We start from the raw sequence: 17,907 nt of genomic DNA, 5'->3' as shown, positions 1-17,907 counted from the left end.
CGACCCCGGCCGCCGCGGGGCGCCCGGGTGACCGCGCACGGGGGAACGCCAGAGTTCACCGGCGGATCCCGCAACGGCGCCGCCGCGGGGCCCGTTCCCTACAGCGATCGTGCCGGCCGGCCCCCGCAGGCCGTGCCGTTTTCCATGGCAGTCAGGGAGTCCCATAAACATGAAGAAGATCAACAAGCGCTCCGCCGTCATCGCCGGTGCCGCCGCCGTCGCCGTCGGGCTCGGCGGCGTGGCCTTCGCCGCGTGGACCGCCGACAGCACCGGCAGCGGTACCACCAGCGCCGCCGGCACCCTCACGGGCGTCACCGTCAACAACGTGACGATCACCGGGACGCTGCGGCCGGGCACCGACGCCGACGTGGATGTCGCCGTCACCAACCCGGCCGGCAACGGCCAGGTGCGGATCCTGAGCGTCGTCCGCGACGGCACCATCACCGCCGACGCGGCCCACGCCGCGGCCGGCTGCGCCGGGGCGGCCACGGGCGTCACCTTCACCGACACCACGCTGGCCACCCCGCAGACGGTCAACGACGGCGCGGCGGCCACCGTCGCGATCGCCAACGCCGTGCTGATGTCCAACGACTCGCACAACTCCTGCCAGGGCGCGACGTTCACGATCCCGCTGAAGGTCAGCGCCGAGACCACCGGTAGCTGACCCGGCAGACGTGGGCCGGCCGGCACGTCCCCCGCCGGTCGGCCCACCCACCCCTCGGACCGTGAGGACCCGCGCATGTCCCTGAGCCGCACCCGCGTCACCCTCGCCTCCGGCGTCCTGCTCGGCACCCTCGCCGCCACCGCGGCCTGGGCGCAGTGGTTCACCAGCGGGCGGACGACGGCCATCTCGCAGGCGGAGAGCATCAGCTTCTCGGTGGACGCCGTCACCATCACCGGACCGCCCCTGCGCCCCGGCGGCGCCGGGGGCCTGCGGATCCGCCTGACCAACCACAAGCCGTTCGCCGTCCGGGTCGTGATGGTCCTGGCCGACGGGCCGGTGACGGTCGACGCCGCGCACCCCGGCTGCGTCCGCACCGGCGTCAGCCTGGTGTCGCCGATCTACACGAGCTGGCTGCTCGCCCCGCGCCAGACCAAGGAGTTCGCCACCTCCAACAAGGTGCGGATGACCAACGGGTCGGACAACGGCTGCCAGGGGGCGATGTTCCACGTCCCGCTGCGGGCCACGGCGACGACGGCCTGAGGTGGGGGTGACCGCCGCGCCCCGCCGCCGCGCCCGCTCCCGGGTCGCGGCGGTGGCGGCCGTGACCGCGGCGACCGCGACCGCGGCCGCCACCGGGACCGCGTTCGGCGCCTGGACGACCCCGGCCGGCGGCGGCTCCGGCACCGCCGCGGCGGGCACGCTCGGGACCCCGCCCACCGTGACGGCGACCGCGCAGCCCGGCCGCGCGGTCCGGGTGACCTGGACGGCGGTCACCCCGGCCCCCGGCGGGTACCGGGTCGAGCGCCGCCGGTCCAACGGGGACTGGGAGGCCGCCGGCCCCGGCTGCGCGTCCCCCGGCGCCGCGAGCGCGACCTGCACCGATGCGGCCGTGCCGCCGGGCCAGTGGTTCTACCGCGTGGCCGCCCGCCAGGGCGCGTGGCTCGGCACCCCCGCCGCGACCACCGCCCCGGTCGCGGTCAACGGCGCGCCCGCCAACCAGGCCGGCGAGGCGGCGGACGACGGTGCCGGACGGCACCCGACACCGTCCACCCCCACCCCGGCGACCACTCCCGTGACCGCCCCCGTCACCACGCCCGGCGCGACGCCGGCCCCGACCGCCACCGCCCCGCCGGAGCCCACCCCGCCGCCGAGCGCACCACCCTCCTGATCGGGTTCGCCCGGCACGTCGCGTCCGACCACATTGTCGTTACCTGCCGCGCGCCCGCGCCCGCTGCTGCCGGCGCTCGCCGGCATGGCCGCGTACCAGGTCCGCTTCTTCGCCGCGCTCGACCTGACCGACGTCGCGGTGGGCACCGTGGCCACCGCCACCGGTACCCCGGTCTGCGCCGGGCTGGCCGCGGCCGGCGGCGGGCGACCCGCGCCGTCGCGGCGGTGGTGCCTGCCTGGCCCTGCTGGAGCCGGCGGCGGCCGCGGTCCTCGGCCTGGCGCTGCTCGGCGAGCCCATGACCTGGGGCACCGCGGCCGGACTGACGCGGCGGCGCGGCGCCGCCGGCACCACTGTGGGCAGGGTGACGGACGCCTGGTCGGCGCCGCCGTGCGCGCACCGGGCGTATCGTCTGCGCTACCGTCTACCCGGGCGAGGGAGGCTACCCGAGTGAGGGAGGTGCCAGGCGGTTGACGACGCGACTGGACGAGGCCGCCACGCTGCACCGCCAGGCCACGGCGACCGCCGCGGCCGTGGCCGGCCTGCTCGACCGCCCCCCGCCGGCCGCGCCGCCGGCCACCGACCTGCCGGGCCTGGCCGCCCGGCTCGCGCGGGCCGCCGCCGCGCTGGCCCCCGACTGGCTGGGCGCGCCCCTGGTCGAGACGTTCCACGCCGACTTCGGCACCGCGCCCCGCCCCCGGTACGTGCGCGTCGGCGTCGGCCGCCCGCGCGGCGACGCCCAGTTCCCCGTCGTCGTGCCGCTGCTCGGCGAGGGCCACCTGGCCGTCGACCGGGACGCCGCCGACCCGCGGGTGGCCGGCCTGCTGCGCGCCCTGCTGCTGCGCCTGCTCGCCGCCGCGCCCGCCGGCACCCTCCTCGTGCGCACCGCCGACCCGGCCGGCGGCGGCCTGTTCGCGCCGTTCGCCTCCCTCACCGACGCCGGCATCCTGGCGCCGCCCGCTACCGACGCCCACGCCCTGCGCGCCGTCCTGGCCGAGGCCGAGCAGTGGATCGCCCCGGCCCGCGGCCGCCGCCCCCGGCACGACCGGACGCTCCTGCTGGTCGTCGCCGGCCTGCCCGACGGCTTCACGCGCGCCGACCTGGGCCGGATCGGCGCGCTGGCCCAGCACGGCCCGGAGGCCGGCCTGCACCTGGTCGTCGCCGGCTGGCCGCCCGCGCCGACCGCCGCCGACCCCGCCGCCCGGCCGCTGCCGCGCGCCACCCAGCTCGCCGTCGGCGACAGCTTCGCCCTGGTCGGCGACCCGCCGGGCGGCCTGTTCGGCGTACCGGCGCCCGGCGCGGCACCGCCGGCCGGCTCGACGGGCCTGAACGCGCCGGTCGTGCTGGACCCCGACCCCCCGGCCGCCCTCGTCGCCCGGCTGTGCGCGGCGGCCGGCGTCGCCGGCAGCGGCGCCATGCGGCTGGCCGACCTGCTGCCCGTCGAGGACACCGCGCACGTGGCCACCGACGGCCTGGTCACCATGGTCGGCGCCGACGGGGACCGCCCGGTCGAGCTGCGCCTCGGGGACCTGACCCCGCACTGGCTGATCGGCGGGCGGCGCGGCGCGGGCCGCTCGGCGTTCCTGCTCAACGTCGTCCACGGCCTGGCGGCCCGGTACCGGGCCGAGGAGCTGGAGCTGTACGTCGTCGACCTCGGGGACGGCGGCGTCGCCGCCGAGGTCGCGCCCGGCGAGGACGGCTGGCTGCCGCAGGTCCGCGTGGTGGGCGTGGCCGCCGACCGGGAGTACGGGCTTGCCGTCCTGCGCGAACTGACCGGCGAGCTGCACCGCCGCGCGCGGGCCTGCGAGGCGCTGGATGTCCCGGGGTACGCCCAGCTCCGCGCCGACGGGCCGCGCCTGCCGCGGCTGGTCTGCGTCGTGGACGACTTCCCCCGCCTGGTCGCCGACGACGACCGGCTCACCGCCGACGCGTGGGCGCTGCTCGACGACCTCGCCCGGCGGGGCCGGACGTACGGGGTACACCTGGTGCTGGCCGGCGCCGACCTGCGCGCCCTGCCGGCGCTCGCCAACGCGCGCGACTCGCTGGGCGGCCAGTTCCCCGTCCGGGTGGCGCTGCCCGGCGGCAGCGACGTGCTGGACCCGACCAACGAGGCCGCCGCCGCCCTCGCGCTGGGTACCGCGGTGGTGAACACGGCCGGCGGCTTCGGCGGCCCCCGCGGCGCCACCCGCGGCCACGAGCGGACCGTCCGCTTCCCCGACCCGTACGCGAGCCGGGCGACGCTGACGGCCCGGCGCCGCCGCGGCTTCACCACGCGCGGCCCCGGGACCGGCCCCCCGGCGGTGTTCCACGGCGGGGCCGTGCCGCGCCTGGCCGACGACCCGACGTACCGGGCGGCCCTGGTCGGCCAGGTCACCCGGCCGGCCGTGCTGCTCGGGCACACGGTCGCGCTGCCCCGGGCCACCGCCGCGTTCCCGCTGGACAAGTCCGCCGGCCGGCACCTGGCGATCGTGTCCCCGGGCGGTGACGGCGCCCGCCTCCTGGACACCGCCGCCCGGTCGCTGGCCATCCCCGACCGGCCGACCCGGTTCGTGGTCTGCGCCGCCGAAGTGGAGGGCGCGCCCGCGGCGGACCTGCTGGCCAAGGAGCTGGCCGGCACCCACGAGGTGGACCTGGTGGACGCGGGCGGGCTGCGGTACGCGGTCGACGGTCCCGCCCACGTGATCGTCTTCGGCATGGACGCCCTGCTCGACACCGACCAGCTTCCCCGCGAGGCGCTGCGCGACCTGCTGCACGGCGGCCCGGCCCGCGGGGTGCACGTGGTGTCCTGGTGGCGCAGCGCCCGCCGGCTCAGCGACGCCCTCGGCGCGCGGGGCCGGGACGACCTGGCCGGGCTGGTGTTCCTGGACGTGTCCAACATCGACGTCGCGGCGCTGACCGGCCAGCCGCTGGACTGGCGGTACCGGCCGCAGCGGGCGCTGCTGTTCGACCGGCACGCCGACCGGGCCAGCGTCATCGTGCCGTTCGCCGCGGCGGAGGGGGCGCGATGAGCCAGGACGTGTGGGGCGAGTATGTTGCCGCCGCCCAGGAGCTGGACCTGCTGCAACGCGCCGGTACCGACGGCTCCGGCCCCGGACCCGACACGGTGCGCACCGAGCTGGTGACGCTGCGGACCCGACTGGTGACCCAGCGCGCGCGCCTGGCGGCGGCCGCACCGGGCACGGATCTCGCACCGGCCCCGGCGGAGGCGCACGCGGCCGTGGCGGCGGTGGGCACCGACCCGACCCGCGCCCTGACCGCCCTGCGCCAGGCCGCCGCCCTCACCGACGCCGCCGACGCGCTGGTGGCCACGGCCGCTCCGGCACCCGGCGGGCCGCTGTCCGGGCCGTGGCGGCGCAACCTGCTGGTGTACGGGCCGTTCGCGGGTGTGGCGTTCGCGGTCAACCTGGCGCTGTACGCGGCGTCGGGCAGCACCACCTCGGGCCTCGCGCTGCTGTGGATGACCGGGATGGCCGGCCTGGCGTACGGCCTCGGCTGGCTGGTGATCGGCCTGGTGGCCGGCGTCGGGGTGGGAGTGCGCTCGGCGACACTCGACCGCACGCCGGCCGTGGGCGGCGCGGTCTGCGCGGTACCGCTGCTCCTGGCCGCCGCCGCCCTCCTCTGACGCCGGGCCGGCGCGCCTGCGCCCGACCCACCAGCCTCAGTGGCGCACGAGCGTCCGGGACGCTCTATACCATCTTTCCGGCAGACGCCGCAGCGGCCGGGGTCAGCACTTCTTCCAGTCGAGACCGATCTCCGTGGCCACGTCGCCGGGCTTCGCACCCAGGGTCACCCTGCTCGAACTGTCCCGGGCCGCGTTGCGGGCATCGGCGGAGAGGCGCATTCGCGCCGCGAGCGCCTGGGAACTGCCGCACTCACTCCACACCGGCGACCTGACCTCGTCGGAGTAGGCGTAGTTGGCATCCGTCGGACCCTCCAAGCTGGAGGTGCCGTCGGCTGGAGACGGGATGCCGGCGAAGGTGTAGCCAGTGGCCGGCTTGGCGGTGGTGCCGGCGGCCAGCCTGGCATGACCACGCGACGCGAGAGAGGTGACGGCGAAGCTCCAGCCCGACGGGTAGTCCAGACGCAGACTCACCACGCACTCCTTCGAGTCGGCGTCCCGCCACGTGCTGGCGCCGTCCGCCACGACCTGGCCGACCTCGACGAAGAAGTCGCGGTACCGCAGATCCAACCCCGTACCCCCCGCAGACATATCGACAGACGCGCCACCCGGCACACAGCCGGGACCTGCAAACACCACGTCCGAGATCCGCACCTCCGGGCCGTCCTGCCGCGACACCGCCACCGCGGGGGCCACCAGACTGCCGACAACCAGACTGACAGTGATCGAGGTGATGCCAAAACCCATGAGCACACGCTTCATAACCAGGTCCCCCGTCGTTGGTGTACGGACATGCGGGCGCCAGAAGTGGGAGGAAGCTCTACCCTGGCCACTCACCGAGCGGGGTGCGGGAACCCCGTGGGCGCACGCTACCAGTGCCGCGCGCTCCACCACCCCGCGCCGAAGGTGTCGGATCACCGACAGAGCCGGTTCGACACACCGCCATCCAGCCTGCGGTCAGTGAGCTTCCTGACCGGCGATCAGGGCGTCGAACGTGGACGACGCCGCGGCGTGAGGTCGACCTCCCAGGCGGGTGCGACAGGTGACCGCCGCTCAGCGGTGCAGGATCAGGGACATCGCCTCGGCGCGGGACTTCGCGTCCTCCTTGAACAGTCCCCGGACCGCGGAGGTGATCGTCCGCGCGCCCGCCTTGCGGATGCCGCGCATCTCCATGCACAGGTGGGCGCACTCCAGGACGACGATCACGCCGCGGGCGGCGAGCTGTTGCAGCAGCAGGTCGGCGACCTGCGAGGTGAGGCGCTCCTGGACCTGTGGCCGGCGGGCGTACACGTCCACGAGGCGCGCCAGCTTGGACAGCCCGGTGATCCGGCCGTCGTCGCCGGGGATGTAGCCGATGTGGGCCACGCCCCGGAACGGCAGCAGGTGGTGCTCGCACACCGAGCCGACCTCGATGTCGCGGACCATGACCAGCTCGTCGTGGTCCGCCTCGAACGTCGTGGTCAGCACCCGGGCGGGGTCCACGCGCAGCCCGGCGAACAGCTCGGCGTACGCGCGGGCGACCCGGCCCGGGGTGTGGACCAGGCCGTCCCGGTCCGGGTCCTCGCCGACCGCGATCAGGATCTCGCGGACGGCCGCCTCGATGCGCGGCAGGTCGACGGCGTCGCCGACCGGCCCGCCGGTCAGCCGGCCGTCGACCAGCCGCGCCGCGATGTGGTCGAGCGCGGGGCGGTCACCGGCGTCCGCGCCGGTCAGGACAGTCCCTCGGTGCCGCTCGGCCCGACCGGCCCGGAGCCGGCGCCCGGCTCGGTCGGCAGCGACGGCGGCTCGGCGATCCGGGTCTCCGGGTCGGCCGCACGGGCCTCGGCGTCCTCGGCGGTGGCCGCCGGGATCGCCACCGGCGGCAGGGTCGACCGCTTGCGCTTGCCGTTGCCGCTGTACGGGGCCATCGGCGGACGCTTGGCGACGCGCTCGCAGATCCGCGCCATGTCGGCCGTGGAGATGGTCTCCTTCTCCATCAGCTCCACGACGATGTCGTCGAGGACGTCCCGGTACTCGACCAGGATCTCCCACGCCTCGTCGTGGGCCAGCTCGATCAGGCCCCGCACCTCGGCGTCGATCTCGGCGGCCACCGCGTCGGAGTAGTCCCGCTCGTGGCCGTACGTGCGGCCCAGGAACGGTTCGTCGCCCGTGGTGCCGTACTTGATCGCGCCGAGCTTGCTGCTCATGCCGTACTGGGTGATCATCGCCCGGGCCAGGTTGGTGGCCTTCTCGATGTCGTTGCCGGCGCCGGTGGTGGGCTCGTGGAAGACGAGCTCCTCGGCGGCCCGGCCGCCCAGCGCGTACGCCAGCGTGTCGATCATCTCGGCCCGCGTCTGGGTGTACTTGTCCTCGGTCGGCAGGACCAGCGTGTGGCCCAGCGAGCGCCCGCGGGACAGGATCGTCACCTTGTGCACGGGCGCGGAGTGCGGCAGCGCCCAGGCGACGAGCGCGTGCCCGCCCTCGTGGTACGCGGTGATCCGCTTCTCGTTCTCGCTCATCACCCGGCTGCGCCGCTGCGGACCCGCGACCACCCGGTCGATCGACTCCTCCAGGAACTCGTTGCCGATCGCCCGCTTGTCGTTGCGGGCGGCCAGCAGCGCGGCCTCGTTGATGACGTTGGCCAGGTCGGCGCCGGTGAAGCCGGGCGTGCGGCGGGCCACGCTGTCCAGGTCGACGTCCGGGGTGAACGGCTTGCCCTTGGAGTGGACCCGCAGGATCGCCTTGCGGCCCTCCATGTCGGGCGAGTCGACGGCGATCTGCCGGTCGAAGCGGCCGGGGCGCAGCAGCGCCGGGTCCAGGATGTCGGGGCGGTTCGTGGCGGCGATGAGGATCACGCCGCCCTTGGCGTCGAAGCCGTCCATCTCGACCAGGAGCTGGTTGAGGGTCTGCTCGCGCTCGTCGTGGCCGCCGCCCATGCCGGCGCCGCGGTGCCGGCCGACGGCGTCGATCTCGTCCACGAAGACGATCGCCGGGGCGTTGCTCTTGGCCTGCTCGAACAGGTCGCGGACGCGGGAGGCGCCGACGCCGACGAACATCTCGACGAAGTCCGAACCGGAGATCGAGTAGAACGGCACGCCGGCCTCGCCCGCCACGGCGCGGGCCAGCAGCGTCTTGCCCGTACCGGGCGGGCCGAACAGCAGCACGCCCTTCGGGATCTTGGCGCCGAGGGCCTGGTACTTGGCCGGGTTCTGGAGGAAGTCCTTGATCTCGTGCAGCTCCTCGACCGCCTCGTCGGCACCGGCCACGTCCGCGAACGTGGTCTTGGGCATGTCCTTGGAGACCATCTTGGCCTTGGACTTGCCGAAGTTGAGGACCCGCGAGCCGCCGCCCTGCATCTGCGACATGAAGAAGAACAGCAGCAGGACGAGGAACACGATCGGCAGGAGGTTGAGCAGCAGGCTGACGAGGATGCTGTCCTCGCTGCGCTGGGTGTCCCACTCCTTGACCCGGCCGGCCTTACCCGCGTCCTCCACCTTGTGGAAGATGTCGCTGGCGGCGCCGCTGGGGTAGTGCGCCTGGATCCGGGTCGTCTTGACCTTGCCGTAGGTCGCCTCGGCCTCCAGATCGAGCTGGACGACCTGCTCCTTGTCCTGGATCAACGCCTTCTTGACCTGGGCGGTGGACAGCTTGTCCTGCATCTGGGAGGTCGTGACCTCGTGGTAACTCGGCCCGCTGGTGAGGAAGGAGCTGAGCAAGACCGCACCGACGATCACCAGGATGATCCAGACCACCGGCCGGCGGAAGAAACGCGTACGTTCCATGCTGTTGTCGAGCGCGGGGCGCCCGGATCCTCCTGATCGACGTCCGTCACACGACGCGGAGTCCCCGTCGGCCCGCCGCCGCCCCGGAGCGCGCGGACGGCGCGACGCAGGGTGACGACGTACCGCGGCGGCTCCGCGCGGCGGGCCGGCCATGGTAGACGACCGGCTATTCGACGTTACACCGTCATCCGGCGACCGGTGGCGGGGGCGTCTAGGCGGGGGCCGAAATGCCGGCGGCTCAGCCGCGCTGGTAGACCTCGGGGCGCAGCACCCCGACGAAGGGCACCTCGCGGTACCGCTCCGCGTAGTCGAGCCCGTAGCCCACGACGAACTCGTTGGGCAGGTCGAAGCCGACGTACCGCACCGGCACCTCCACCCGCACGGCGTCGGGCTTGCGGAACAGCGCGACCACGTCCACCCGGGCGGCGTTGCGCGACTCCAGGTACCGCAGCAGCCAGGACAGCGTGAGCCCGGAGTCGACGATGTCCTCGACCACGACGACGCGGCGGCCGGCGATGTCCCGGTCCAGGTCCTTCATGATGCGGACCACGCCCGAGGAGGCCGTCCCGTGCCCGTACGAGGAGACGGCCATGAACTCCAGCTCGGCCGGCGGGCCGAGCCGCCCGAGGGCGCGGGAGAAGTCCGCCATGAACATCAGCGCGCCCTTGAGCACGCAGACGAGCAGCAGGCCGTCGGTGGCGTCGGCGTGGTCGGCGGCGACCTTGGCCGCCAGTGCGCGGACCTTCTCCTGGATCTCCTCCTCGGTGATGATCACGCGGTCGATGTCGGCGTCGTACCAGGAGCCGTCAGCCATGGCTCTAGGGTGCCGCATTCCCCACGCCCGCGCGCGCCGGGACCCCCCCTTCCCGATCCGCCCGATTCGCGGCTTAGCGCCGTCGTTCAATGGGCAGATCGCCCTTGTCCGTCGCCCGCCGCGCCCCCCGGATAGGCCGAACGGCTGGATCCCACCGACCACTCATCCGCACGGCCCGCCGCAACGTATCTCCCGGTGGCCGCAGTCGCGCGGCCCGGAAAGGTGGGCGCGAACGTGAGTACGAGCAGCTTCGGGGAAGTCGGCCTGCGGGTCGCCCCCGTCCGGTGGCCCGCCACCGGACTACAGTCCGCGCGCCGGGCCGCCGGCCGCCTGGCCGCCGACCTGCGGCGCTGGGCCGGGACCCCGCCGCCGGAGGCCGCACCGCCGCTGTCGGAGAGCCAGCGGCACCTGGCCACCGCGCTGGAGGCGGCCCTGGCCGGGATGCGCGAGCGCACCGGCCACCGGGGCACCCGGCAGGCCTACGACGCCGCCGACGTCCTCGCCCCGCTCCTCGTGCTGGGCCGGACCGCCGAGGAGCCGGTCTGCTGGGAGGTCCCGGACGGCCTGTACGTCAACGGGCACCCCGAGGCGCTGGCCCACATCTTCCTCGCCCTGCTCGGCAACGCCGCCCGGCACGCGCCGGGGGCGGCCGTCACCGTCGGCGGCGAGCGCGTCGGCGGGTACGTCCGGCTCACGGTCGCCAACCCGTGCGCGGAGGGCGCCGAGCCCGGGATGGGCCTGCGGCTGTGCGCGCGCATGGTGGTGGCCGAGGGCGGGCGGATGCAGGTCCAGCCCGGTACCGACGGCGCCCCGGCGACGTGGCGGGTGCTGGTCGACCTGCCCGCCTCGCACACCCCGCCGCGCTGAGCCCCGGCTTCCGCGGTCAGCCCGGCCCGGCGGCGGGGCCGGCGTCGCGGGGGGTCACGGTGAGCAGGCCGGCCGTACGGCGGGCGGCCAGCGCGCCGGGCAGGTGCAGCGGGCCCTGGCCCCGCCAGTCGGTGACCAGGGCGTCCAGGGCGGCGAGGTGCCGCTGGGCCAGCGCCCCGCCGGGCGCGCCGGCCGCGCGCGCCCACGCCCGCAGGACCCTGGTGCGGACCGCCGCGGGCAGTCCCGCCAGCACCTCGACCCGCAGCGCCGGGCCGTCGGCCGCGGACTCCAGCGCCGCGGCCGCGAGGTCGTCGAGTGCCGCGTTGTCCGCCGCCGCCAGCGCGGCCGTCCGGGCCAGGTTGGCCACCACGCCCTCGCCCAGCGCGGCCACGAGCGCCGGCAGCGCCCCGGCGCGGACGCGGCTGCGCGCGTACGCCGGGTCGGCGTTGTGCGGGTCGCGCCACGGGGACAGCGCCAGCTCCGCGCAGGCGCGGGCCGCGGTGGCCCGGGGCAGGCCCAGCAGCGGGCGCAGCAGGAGCACGCCGCCGTACCGCCGGCACTCCGGCATCCCGGCCAGGCCGCGCGGCCCGCCGCCGCGGGCGAGCGCCAGCAGGACGGTCTCCGCCTGGTCGTCGCGGGTGTGGCCGAGCAGGACCGCGGCGGCGCCGTGCCGGGACGCGGCCGCGGCGAGCGCGGCGTAGCGGGCGGTCCGGGCCGCCGCCTCCGGGCCGCCCGGCCCGGCCACGGTGACCGCGACGGCCTCGGCCGGGTGCAGGCCGGCGCCGCCGGCCCACCGGGCTACCCCGGCCGCCCGCGCCGCCGCGCCGTCCTGGAGGCCGTGGTCCACCGTGACCAGGCCGGCCCGCAGCCCCGACCGCGGCGCGACGAAGGCCGCCGCCGCCGCCAGGGCCAGCGAGTCGGCGCCGCCGGAGCAGGCGACGAGGACCAGCGCGCCGGGGGGAAGCCGCGCCCGGCGCAGCCCGGCCCGGACCGCCACCCGGACGGCGGCGACCGCCGGCGGCGGCCCGGTCACGCCTGGGCGGTGTCGTGCACCCGCCGCACCCAGCGCTGCGGGTCCGTCACCTCGGCGAGGCGCGGCAGGGTGTCGGGCGAGGCGAACACGCGGTTGAACCCGGCCATGCCGACCCGGCCGACGACCTCGTGCACGAACACCCGGCCCTCCGCGTACTGCCGCAGCTTCGTCTCGATCCCGAGCAGCCGGCGCATCGTCTTCGCCAGCGGGCTGCCCGCCCGGCGCCGTGCGTCGAACCGCTGCCGGATCGTCCCCACGGTCGGAATGACCTCGGGGCCCACCTCGTCCATGACGAACTCCGCGTGCCCCTCCAGCAGGGTCATCAGCGCGGTGAGCCGGTCCAGGACCACCTGCTGGGCGGGCGTGGTGACCAGGTCGACCAGCGAACCCCGGCCGCCCTCGCGGACGGCGTCGGCGAGGCCCGCGACCCCGCGGCGCAGGCGCTCGCGCAGCTCCGCCGGGTCCCCCGAGGCGGCGACGAACGCGCGCACCTCGGACAGGAAGTGCGCGCGCAGCCACGGTACGGCGGTGAACTGGGTCCGGTGGGTGACCTCGTGCAGGCACACCCAGAGCCGGAAGTCGCGCGGGTCGGCGCCGAGGCGGCGCTCGACGTCCACGATGTTCGGCGCCACGAGCAGGAGCTGGCCCGGGTCGGCGGCGAAGACCTCGTACTGCCCCAGGACCCGCCCGGACAGGTACGCCAGCACCGTCCCGGCCTGCACCCCGGTCAGCCGGGCGCCGACGGCGGTGGCCAGCGGTCCGGGGTCGCGCGCGGCGGTGAGCTGGCCGACCAGGGGGCCGATGACGGCCCGCAGGCCCTCGACGTTGGCCCGCGCCCAGTCGGGGCGGTCGACGACCCGCACCGGCGGGTGCGCCACCGCGGCCGTCAGGCCGGTGAACGCGGCCACGTGGGCCGCCGCCTCGTCGGTGAGCGCGCGCAGGGCCGCGACGACCGCCCGCGCCTCCGGCAGGCTGACCCGGGGGCCAGTGCGCCCCAGCGCTCCGGCCGTGCCGGCGGCCACGTCCCAGTCCACGAGCTGACCCATGCGCCCACCGTACCCGCGCCGCGGGGACCCGGCCGGGCTCAGCGGCAGCCGCAGCCGGCGAGGGTCGCGGCCAGCGCGTCCAGCGCCGCCTCGGTCTCCCAGAACGGCAGCGTGGCGTTGTTCGCCACCGCGGCGAAGGCCAGCGCGCGGCCGTCGGCGGTGGTGACGACGCCGGCCATCGCGTTGACGTCGCGCAGCGTGCCGGTCTTGGCGCGGACCACGCCGATCCCCGGGCGCCCGGTGCCGGCCGGCGCCTGGAACCGCCGCGTCAGCGTCCCCGACCACCCGGCCACCGGCAGCCCGTCGTACAGCCCGGACAGCGCCGGCCGGCGGGTGTCGCCGGCCTTGGCCACGAGCCGGGCGAGCTGGAGCGCGCTGATCCGGTTGGCGCGGGACAGCCCGCTGCCGTCGGCGATGAGGCGGTCGTCGGGCGGCAGCCCGAACTCGGCGAGCACCCGGTTGAGCGCGGTGCCGGCACCGGCGAACGAGGCCGGCTGGTCCCGGGCGAGCGCCACCTGGCGGGCCAGCGCCTCGGCGACGACGTTCTCGCTGTCGGCGAGCATGATGTCGACCAGCCGCTGGACCGGCGGCGAGAGCACCGTGCCGAGGACGGCGCCGGGCGCCGGGGCGGCCGGCGTGGCGGGCGCCGGGGCGGCCGACGGCTTCGCCGGGGCGGTGCCGCGCACGACCGTGCCGACGCCCAGCAGCCGCGCGAACGCCCGCCCGGCCGCCAAGTCGGGCTCCGTGCTGCGCGGCGTCGGCGGGGTGTCCCGAGGCCGGACCCGGCCGGCGTCCAGCATCAGCGCGCTGACCGCCCCGCCGTGCCCGCCCGTGGGGATGTCGCTGTCCCACTCCGGCCCGTAGAGCGGGCCGGTGAACAGCGTCGCGTCCACCACGACCCGGCGCGGGCGCGTGTCGCCCAGGGCAGCGCGGACCTCGCGGGCGAGGGTGTCCAGGCGGGCGGTCGACGGGTACGTGCCGCCGCCGTCCACGCTGAGCGTGGGGTCGCCGCCGCCGACGAGGACGACGTCGCCCGGCTCGGTACCGGCAACCGCGCGGGTGGCCAGCCGGTACGCGGGGCCGCGGGCGCCGAGGACCGCGAACGCCGTGACGAGCTTCATGGTCGACGCCGGTACCAGGGACGTCCCGGCCAACTGCCCGTACAGCACCTGCCCGCCGCCCAGGTCGAGCACGGAGACGCCGAGCTGCCCGCCGACCGCGGACCGCCCGAGTACGGCGTCGAGGGCGGCCTGGACCCCGGCGGCGGTCGGCGGTGTACCGGCGACCGCGCCCAGCACGGGCGGGGCGGCGGGCTCGGCGGGGACGGCGGCGCTGGGCGCCGGGCGCGCCGGCCCGACGAGCCCGTCGAGCACGCCGACCCGCCAGCCGACCAGGCCCAGGCCGACGACCACCACGAGGGCGGCCGCGAGCAGGACGGCGCGCCGCCGCTGCCGCCCCGGCGCGGAACCGGGCGCCGCCCCGGACCCCGGGACGCCGGCCACCGCGCTGCCGGGAGGGGCGGTGTCAGGGGCGGCCGTGTCGGAGGCGGCCGTGTCGGGACCGGTGCTGCCCGGGGTGGCGGTGTCCGGGGTGGCGGTGTCCGGGGTGGCGGTGTCCGGGGTGGCGGTGCCTGGGGCGGCGGTGCCCGGGGTGGCGACCTGGGGCCGTGTGCCACCGGGTGCGGGGGCGCCGCCCTGGGCCGCGGCCGCCGCGAGCGCCGCCTGCCGGGCCGCGGCGACGGAGGTCAGGATCGGCTGGGTGGCGTCCGTCGCGTCGGTCGCCGGCTGCGCGGCAGACGCGGCGGTGCCCGGTGCGGGCGCGGTCGACGCAGTGGTGGGGACGGATGCCGTGTCCGGTGCGGACCCGGCGGTCAACGGGGTGGAGACCGACGCCGCGTCCCCCGGTGCCGGAATCCCCGACGCGGGGGGCGCGAGCGCCGGGGGTGCGGTGGCGCCGGGCGGAGAGCCGAGGGGCGGGGCGGACGCACCGGCTCCGCTCGCCGCCGCCATCCGCGCGGCGACGACGGCGCCCGGCCCGAACACCGGCGGCGGCGACCCGGCCGGCGCCGCGGGCGGCCGGCCCGCCGACCCGGGCGGTGCTCCCGCCGCGGACGCCGGCGGTGCCGCGGCTTCCAGGGGCGCGGCCGGCGGCGGTGCAGCGGTCGGCAGCGGGGGGACGGCGGAGGTGGCCGGGGTCGGGGGGACGGGCGGCGGCGGCCACGGCACGGCCGCGGCGGTCGCCGGCCAGCTCGTCGCGGGCGGCCGGAGCATCGATGGCGGTGCCGCGGGCGGCGGCACCGACCCGACCGCCTCCTCAGGCGCGGACACCGCGGGCGCCGCGGCCGGCGGAACGGGCGCGACCGGCGGCAGGGGAGCGACCGGCGGCAGGGCGACCGTCACCCCCGGGTCGTCGCCGGGCGCCTCGCCCCCGGCGGGTCCCGGCGCGACGGGATCACCCGGCGGCGCGACGTCGGGTCGCGCCGGCTGTCCCCCGTCCGTGGACGACGGCTCCCCTGCCGGTTCCGCCGCGGCGGGCGCGTCCGTACCGGACTCCGGTCGCGGCGCGGCTTCCTCGTCCGTGGACGCTCCCCCGACACCGGGCCGCGCAGGTGCGGCGGGGGGCCATCCGCCCGGTGCGGCCTCCGCGCCGGGTCGGCCGTCCGGGTGCTCCCCCCTCGGTTTCTCGGGTGGATTCTGCGTACTGGGTGCCGGAGTTACGCCAAATTCGGCAGAATCGTCCTGTGAATCTCGCCTCCCCACCCAACCCTCCTCACCCGTCCGCCCGTGTCCTACGGGACACTACTCACAGCCGGCCAACGGCGGCGACGGAGAACGGTTACGAGGAGCGTGGAATGGACTTCGACGTCACGGTCGAGATCCCTAAGGGTCACCGCAACAAGTACGAAGTCGACCACGTCACCGGTCGGATCCGCCTGGACCGCACGCTGTTCACGTCCACCCAGTATCCCGCGGACTACGGCTTCGTCGACAACACGCTCGGGGAGGACGGCGACCCGCTCGACGCGCTGATCCTCATCCAGGAGCCGACGTTCCCGGGCTGCCTGGTGCGCTGTCGCGCGATCGGCATGTTCCGGATGACGGACGAGAAGGGCGGCGACGACAAGCTGCTCTGCGTCCCGGCCGACGACCCGCGGCAGGAGCACCTGCGCGACATCCACCACGTCGCCGAGTTCGACCGGCTGGAGATCCAGCACTTCTTCGAGGTGTACAAGGACCTGGAGCCCGGCAAGTCCGTCGAGGGCGCCACCTGGGTCGGCCGCACCGAGGCCGAGGCCGAGATCATGAACTCGCGCAAGCGGTTCGCCGAGGCGGAGGCGCAGGCCGCCGCCGGCAACGGCACCGCCGCGCACTGAATCGACCGTCGACCGGGACGCCGCGGCACGCCGCCGCGCCGTCCCGGTCGACGCGCTCCGGTCAGCCCGCGAGGTTGCGCACGCGCGCGTAGAGGTCCAGCACGGCGCAGGCCAGCGGCACCACGGCGACCAGCGACGCCGTGTCGAGCAGGTCGGCGAGGCGGCCGAGGTACGGCGAGGCGGGGCGCACCGCGTACACCCCGCCGGCGACCGCCACCCCGAGCGCCGCCAGGACCGCGACGACGGTCAGTCCGGCCAGCCCGCGCGTCCCGGCCGCCCCCGCCACCGCCAAGGCCGCCGCCGCCAGCGCCGCCAGGCCCGCGACCAGTACCGGCACCCGCTGCCCGGCCGCCGCAAATAGCCGCGCCCGCAGCAGCAGCGCCACTCCCGCGACCGCGACGAGCGCCCGGGCCGCGGGCCCGCCCGCCGCCACGAGTACCGCGGCGGCCGCCGTACACAGCAGCGCGTGGCCCGCCAGCATCCCCGTCAGCAGCGCCGCGGTCCGCGCGACGGCCCCGCCGACCGCGGCGGGGTCCGGCGCCCCGTCCGCGACCGCGCCGTCCGCCGGCCCGGCCGGCGGCGGCAGCGGCAGCCGGCCCAGCCGGATGGCCAGCAGCGGCAGCAGCCCGACCCCGCACACCGCGACCGCCAGCAGCACGGCGGCGACCGACGTCGCCGCGCCCTGGTACCCCGCCGCCCCGGCCAGCCCCGCGCCGACCCCGGCCGTCAGCCCGGCGACCCCCGAGCGCGGCCCGGCCGCCGCGCCGGCCAGCCCCGCGACGGCCGCGACCGCGGCGGCGACGCCGCCGACGAGCAGTTGCGGCGCGCCCAGCCAGCCGAGGAGGGGCAGCGGGCCGACGGCGTTGTCCGCGCCGAGGGCGAGCGCCGCCCCGAGGAACGCGTACGGCAGCGCCCAGCCGGCCAGTACCGCCCCCGGGCCCGCGTCGCCGTGGGCGCGCGCGGCGACGGTACCGCCCACGGTCAGCGCCGCCGCGGCGGCCAGCAGCAGGTACGGCAGCGCCGTCGGCGTCACCCCGCGGTGGGCCAGGACCAGCAGCGGCACCGCCAGCAGCCCGCTCGCGGCGATCCGGCACCAGGTGCGGGTGCGCGTGCCGTCCCAGTCGGGGCCCTGCCGGCGGGCGGCGTCGGCGATCACCTCGGCCACGTCGTCGCTCTCCGGCGCCGGCCAGCGCAGCCCGGCGGGCACGAGGTGCAGCAGCGCGCCGTCGCGGACCCCCTGCGCGGCGAGCGTCGACGCGGGGCTCAGCGCCTCGCCGGCGGTGCGGCGCAGCAGCCAGCCACCGTGCCGTTCGCCCTCGTCGGCCAGCTCGGCGCCGGCGAGCCGGAGCAGGGCGGGCAGCAGGGCCGCCAGCGGCACGTCGGCCGGCAGCGCCAGGTCGAGCTGGCGGTGCGGGGCGCGGACGGTGAGCCGGACCAGGCCGACGGTCGCCGTCCGTCCAGTCTGGTCGGCGGTCACGGCGTCCACCCTCCCCGGCACGGCCTGCGCGGACAAGGGCACTGTACCTACGATGGCCGGACCCGGCGGCCCCCTCCCGGCGGGCGCT

General features: G+C 77.2%; 15 protein-coding genes. 7 read left to right on the top strand and 8 right to left on the bottom strand.

What is annotated here, in order from left to right; translation table 11 throughout:
* Window positions 1–169 precede the first annotated feature (169 nt).
* From IEY75_RS00295 to IEY75_RS00275, 5 genes are all read left to right on the top strand, one after another.
* Entirely contained in the window at window positions 170–664 is a 495-nt protein-coding gene (locus tag IEY75_RS00295) for a hypothetical protein (RefSeq protein WP_189112111.1), read from the top strand.
* Window positions 665–739: 75 nt separating this feature from the next.
* Window positions 740–1,204 carry a hypothetical protein gene (locus IEY75_RS00290; RefSeq protein WP_189112110.1) on the top strand — a complete coding sequence of 155 codons (465 nt, stop codon included), beginning with the start codon at window positions 740–742 and terminating at the stop codon, window positions 1,202–1,204.
* 7 nt (window positions 1,205–1,211) lie between these two features.
* Window positions 1,212–1,832, top strand: a complete 621-nt coding sequence (locus IEY75_RS00285) for a hypothetical protein (RefSeq protein WP_189112109.1) — start codon at window positions 1,212–1,214, stop codon at window positions 1,830–1,832.
* A gap of 467 nt (window positions 1,833–2,299) precedes the next feature.
* Window positions 2,300–4,837 (top strand): FtsK/SpoIIIE domain-containing protein, encoded by a 2,538-nt coding sequence (locus IEY75_RS00280; protein WP_189112108.1) that lies wholly within the window; start codon window positions 2,300–2,302, stop codon window positions 4,835–4,837.
* Complete coding sequence (locus IEY75_RS00275; RefSeq protein ID WP_189112107.1) at window positions 4,834–5,451, top strand: hypothetical protein; 618 nt, start codon at window positions 4,834–4,836, stop codon at window positions 5,449–5,451. Before IEY75_RS00280 ends, IEY75_RS00275 begins: the two co-directional genes overlap by 4 nt.
* Before the next feature lie 102 nt (window positions 5,452–5,553).
* Here the strand turns inward: IEY75_RS00275 and IEY75_RS00270 are convergent, their stop codons facing one another.
* From IEY75_RS00270 to hpt, 4 genes are all read right to left on the bottom strand, one after another.
* Window positions 5,554–6,210, bottom strand: coding sequence for a DUF4360 domain-containing protein (locus IEY75_RS00270; protein ID WP_189112106.1), 657 nt, complete (start codon window positions 6,208–6,210; stop codon window positions 5,554–5,556).
* 291 nt (window positions 6,211–6,501) lie between these two features.
* Window positions 6,502–7,161 carry a GTP cyclohydrolase I FolE gene (gene folE, locus IEY75_RS00265; protein WP_229789285.1) on the bottom strand — a complete coding sequence of 220 codons (660 nt, stop codon included), beginning with the start codon at window positions 7,159–7,161 and terminating at the stop codon, window positions 6,502–6,504.
* Window positions 7,158–9,209 (bottom strand): ATP-dependent zinc metalloprotease FtsH, encoded by a 2,052-nt coding sequence (ftsH, locus tag IEY75_RS00260; protein WP_189112105.1) that lies wholly within the window; start codon window positions 9,207–9,209, stop codon window positions 7,158–7,160. The genes folE and ftsH overlap by 4 nt, the downstream gene beginning before the upstream one ends.
* 238 nt (window positions 9,210–9,447) lie before the next feature.
* A complete protein-coding gene (gene hpt / locus IEY75_RS00255) occupies window positions 9,448–10,023 on the bottom strand; it encodes a hypoxanthine phosphoribosyltransferase (RefSeq protein ID WP_189112104.1) in 576 nt (191 codons plus the stop codon).
* Window positions 10,024–10,257: 234 nt separating this feature from the next.
* Between hpt and IEY75_RS00250 the strand changes: the two genes are divergently transcribed.
* Complete coding sequence (locus tag IEY75_RS00250) at window positions 10,258–10,890, top strand: ATP-binding protein (protein WP_189112103.1); 633 nt, start codon at window positions 10,258–10,260, stop codon at window positions 10,888–10,890.
* Between the two features lie 16 nt (window positions 10,891–10,906).
* On the opposite strand, the gene tilS is transcribed toward IEY75_RS00250, so the two are convergent.
* The 3 genes from tilS to dacB are packed head-to-tail and all read right to left on the bottom strand — an operon-like array spanning window position 10,907 to window position 15,368.
* On the bottom strand, window positions 10,907–11,923 hold the full coding sequence (gene tilS / locus IEY75_RS00245) for a tRNA lysidine(34) synthetase TilS (RefSeq protein ID WP_189112102.1): 1,017 nt from the start codon (window positions 11,921–11,923) through the stop codon (window positions 10,907–10,909).
* Window positions 11,920–12,969 carry an Rv3626c family coenzyme F420 biosynthesis-associated protein gene (locus IEY75_RS00240; RefSeq protein ID WP_189112101.1) on the bottom strand — a complete coding sequence of 350 codons (1,050 nt, stop codon included), beginning with the start codon at window positions 12,967–12,969 and terminating at the stop codon, window positions 11,920–11,922. The genes tilS and IEY75_RS00240 overlap by 4 nt, the downstream gene beginning before the upstream one ends.
* A gap of 38 nt (window positions 12,970–13,007) precedes the next feature.
* Complete coding sequence (gene dacB / locus IEY75_RS21535) at window positions 13,008–15,368, bottom strand: D-alanyl-D-alanine carboxypeptidase/D-alanyl-D-alanine endopeptidase (protein WP_229789234.1); 2,361 nt, start codon at window positions 15,366–15,368, stop codon at window positions 13,008–13,010.
* Window positions 15,369–15,820: 452 nt separating this feature from the next.
* Here dacB and IEY75_RS00230 point away from each other — a divergent pair, with 452 nt between their 5' ends.
* A complete protein-coding gene (locus IEY75_RS00230) occupies window positions 15,821–16,342 on the top strand; it encodes an inorganic diphosphatase (protein WP_189112100.1) in 522 nt (173 codons plus the stop codon).
* 61 nt (window positions 16,343–16,403) lie between these two features.
* Here the strand turns inward: IEY75_RS00230 and eccD are convergent, their stop codons facing one another.
* The gene (gene eccD, locus IEY75_RS00225) at window positions 16,404–17,855 is read right to left on the bottom strand and encodes a type VII secretion integral membrane protein EccD (RefSeq protein ID WP_229789233.1); all 1,452 of its coding nucleotides are present in this window, start codon (window positions 17,853–17,855) and stop codon (window positions 16,404–16,406) included.
* Between the last annotated feature and the right edge of the window lie 52 nt (window positions 17,856–17,907).

Source organism: Pilimelia terevasa (assembly GCF_014647915.1).
In the GTDB taxonomy this organism is placed as follows: domain Bacteria; phylum Actinomycetota; class Actinomycetes; order Mycobacteriales; family Micromonosporaceae; genus Pilimelia; species Pilimelia terevasa.
Note: the sequence above shows the minus strand (reverse complement) of the source record. Positions and strands in the feature narration are given on the sequence as shown.

Coding starts and splice junctions, on each gene's coding strand:
- IEY75_RS00240 (WP_189112101.1), bottom strand. CDS start 12,969: ATGGGTCAGCTCGTGGACTGGGACGTGGCCGCCGGCACGGCCGGAGCG.
- IEY75_RS00295 (WP_189112111.1), top strand. CDS start 170: ATGAAGAAGATCAACAAGCGCTCCGCCGTCATCGCCGGTGCCGCCGCC.
- hpt (WP_189112104.1), bottom strand. CDS start 10,023: ATGGCTGACGGCTCCTGGTACGACGCCGACATCGACCGCGTGATCATC.
- IEY75_RS00290 (WP_189112110.1), top strand. CDS start 740: ATGTCCCTGAGCCGCACCCGCGTCACCCTCGCCTCCGGCGTCCTGCTC.
- IEY75_RS00270 (WP_189112106.1), bottom strand. CDS start 6,210: ATGAAGCGTGTGCTCATGGGTTTTGGCATCACCTCGATCACTGTCAGT.
- IEY75_RS00230 (WP_189112100.1), top strand. CDS start 15,821: ATGGACTTCGACGTCACGGTCGAGATCCCTAAGGGTCACCGCAACAAG.
- ftsH (WP_189112105.1), bottom strand. CDS start 9,209: ATGGAACGTACGCGTTTCTTCCGCCGGCCGGTGGTCTGGATCATCCTG.
- IEY75_RS00275 (WP_189112107.1), top strand. CDS start 4,834: ATGAGCCAGGACGTGTGGGGCGAGTATGTTGCCGCCGCCCAGGAGCTG.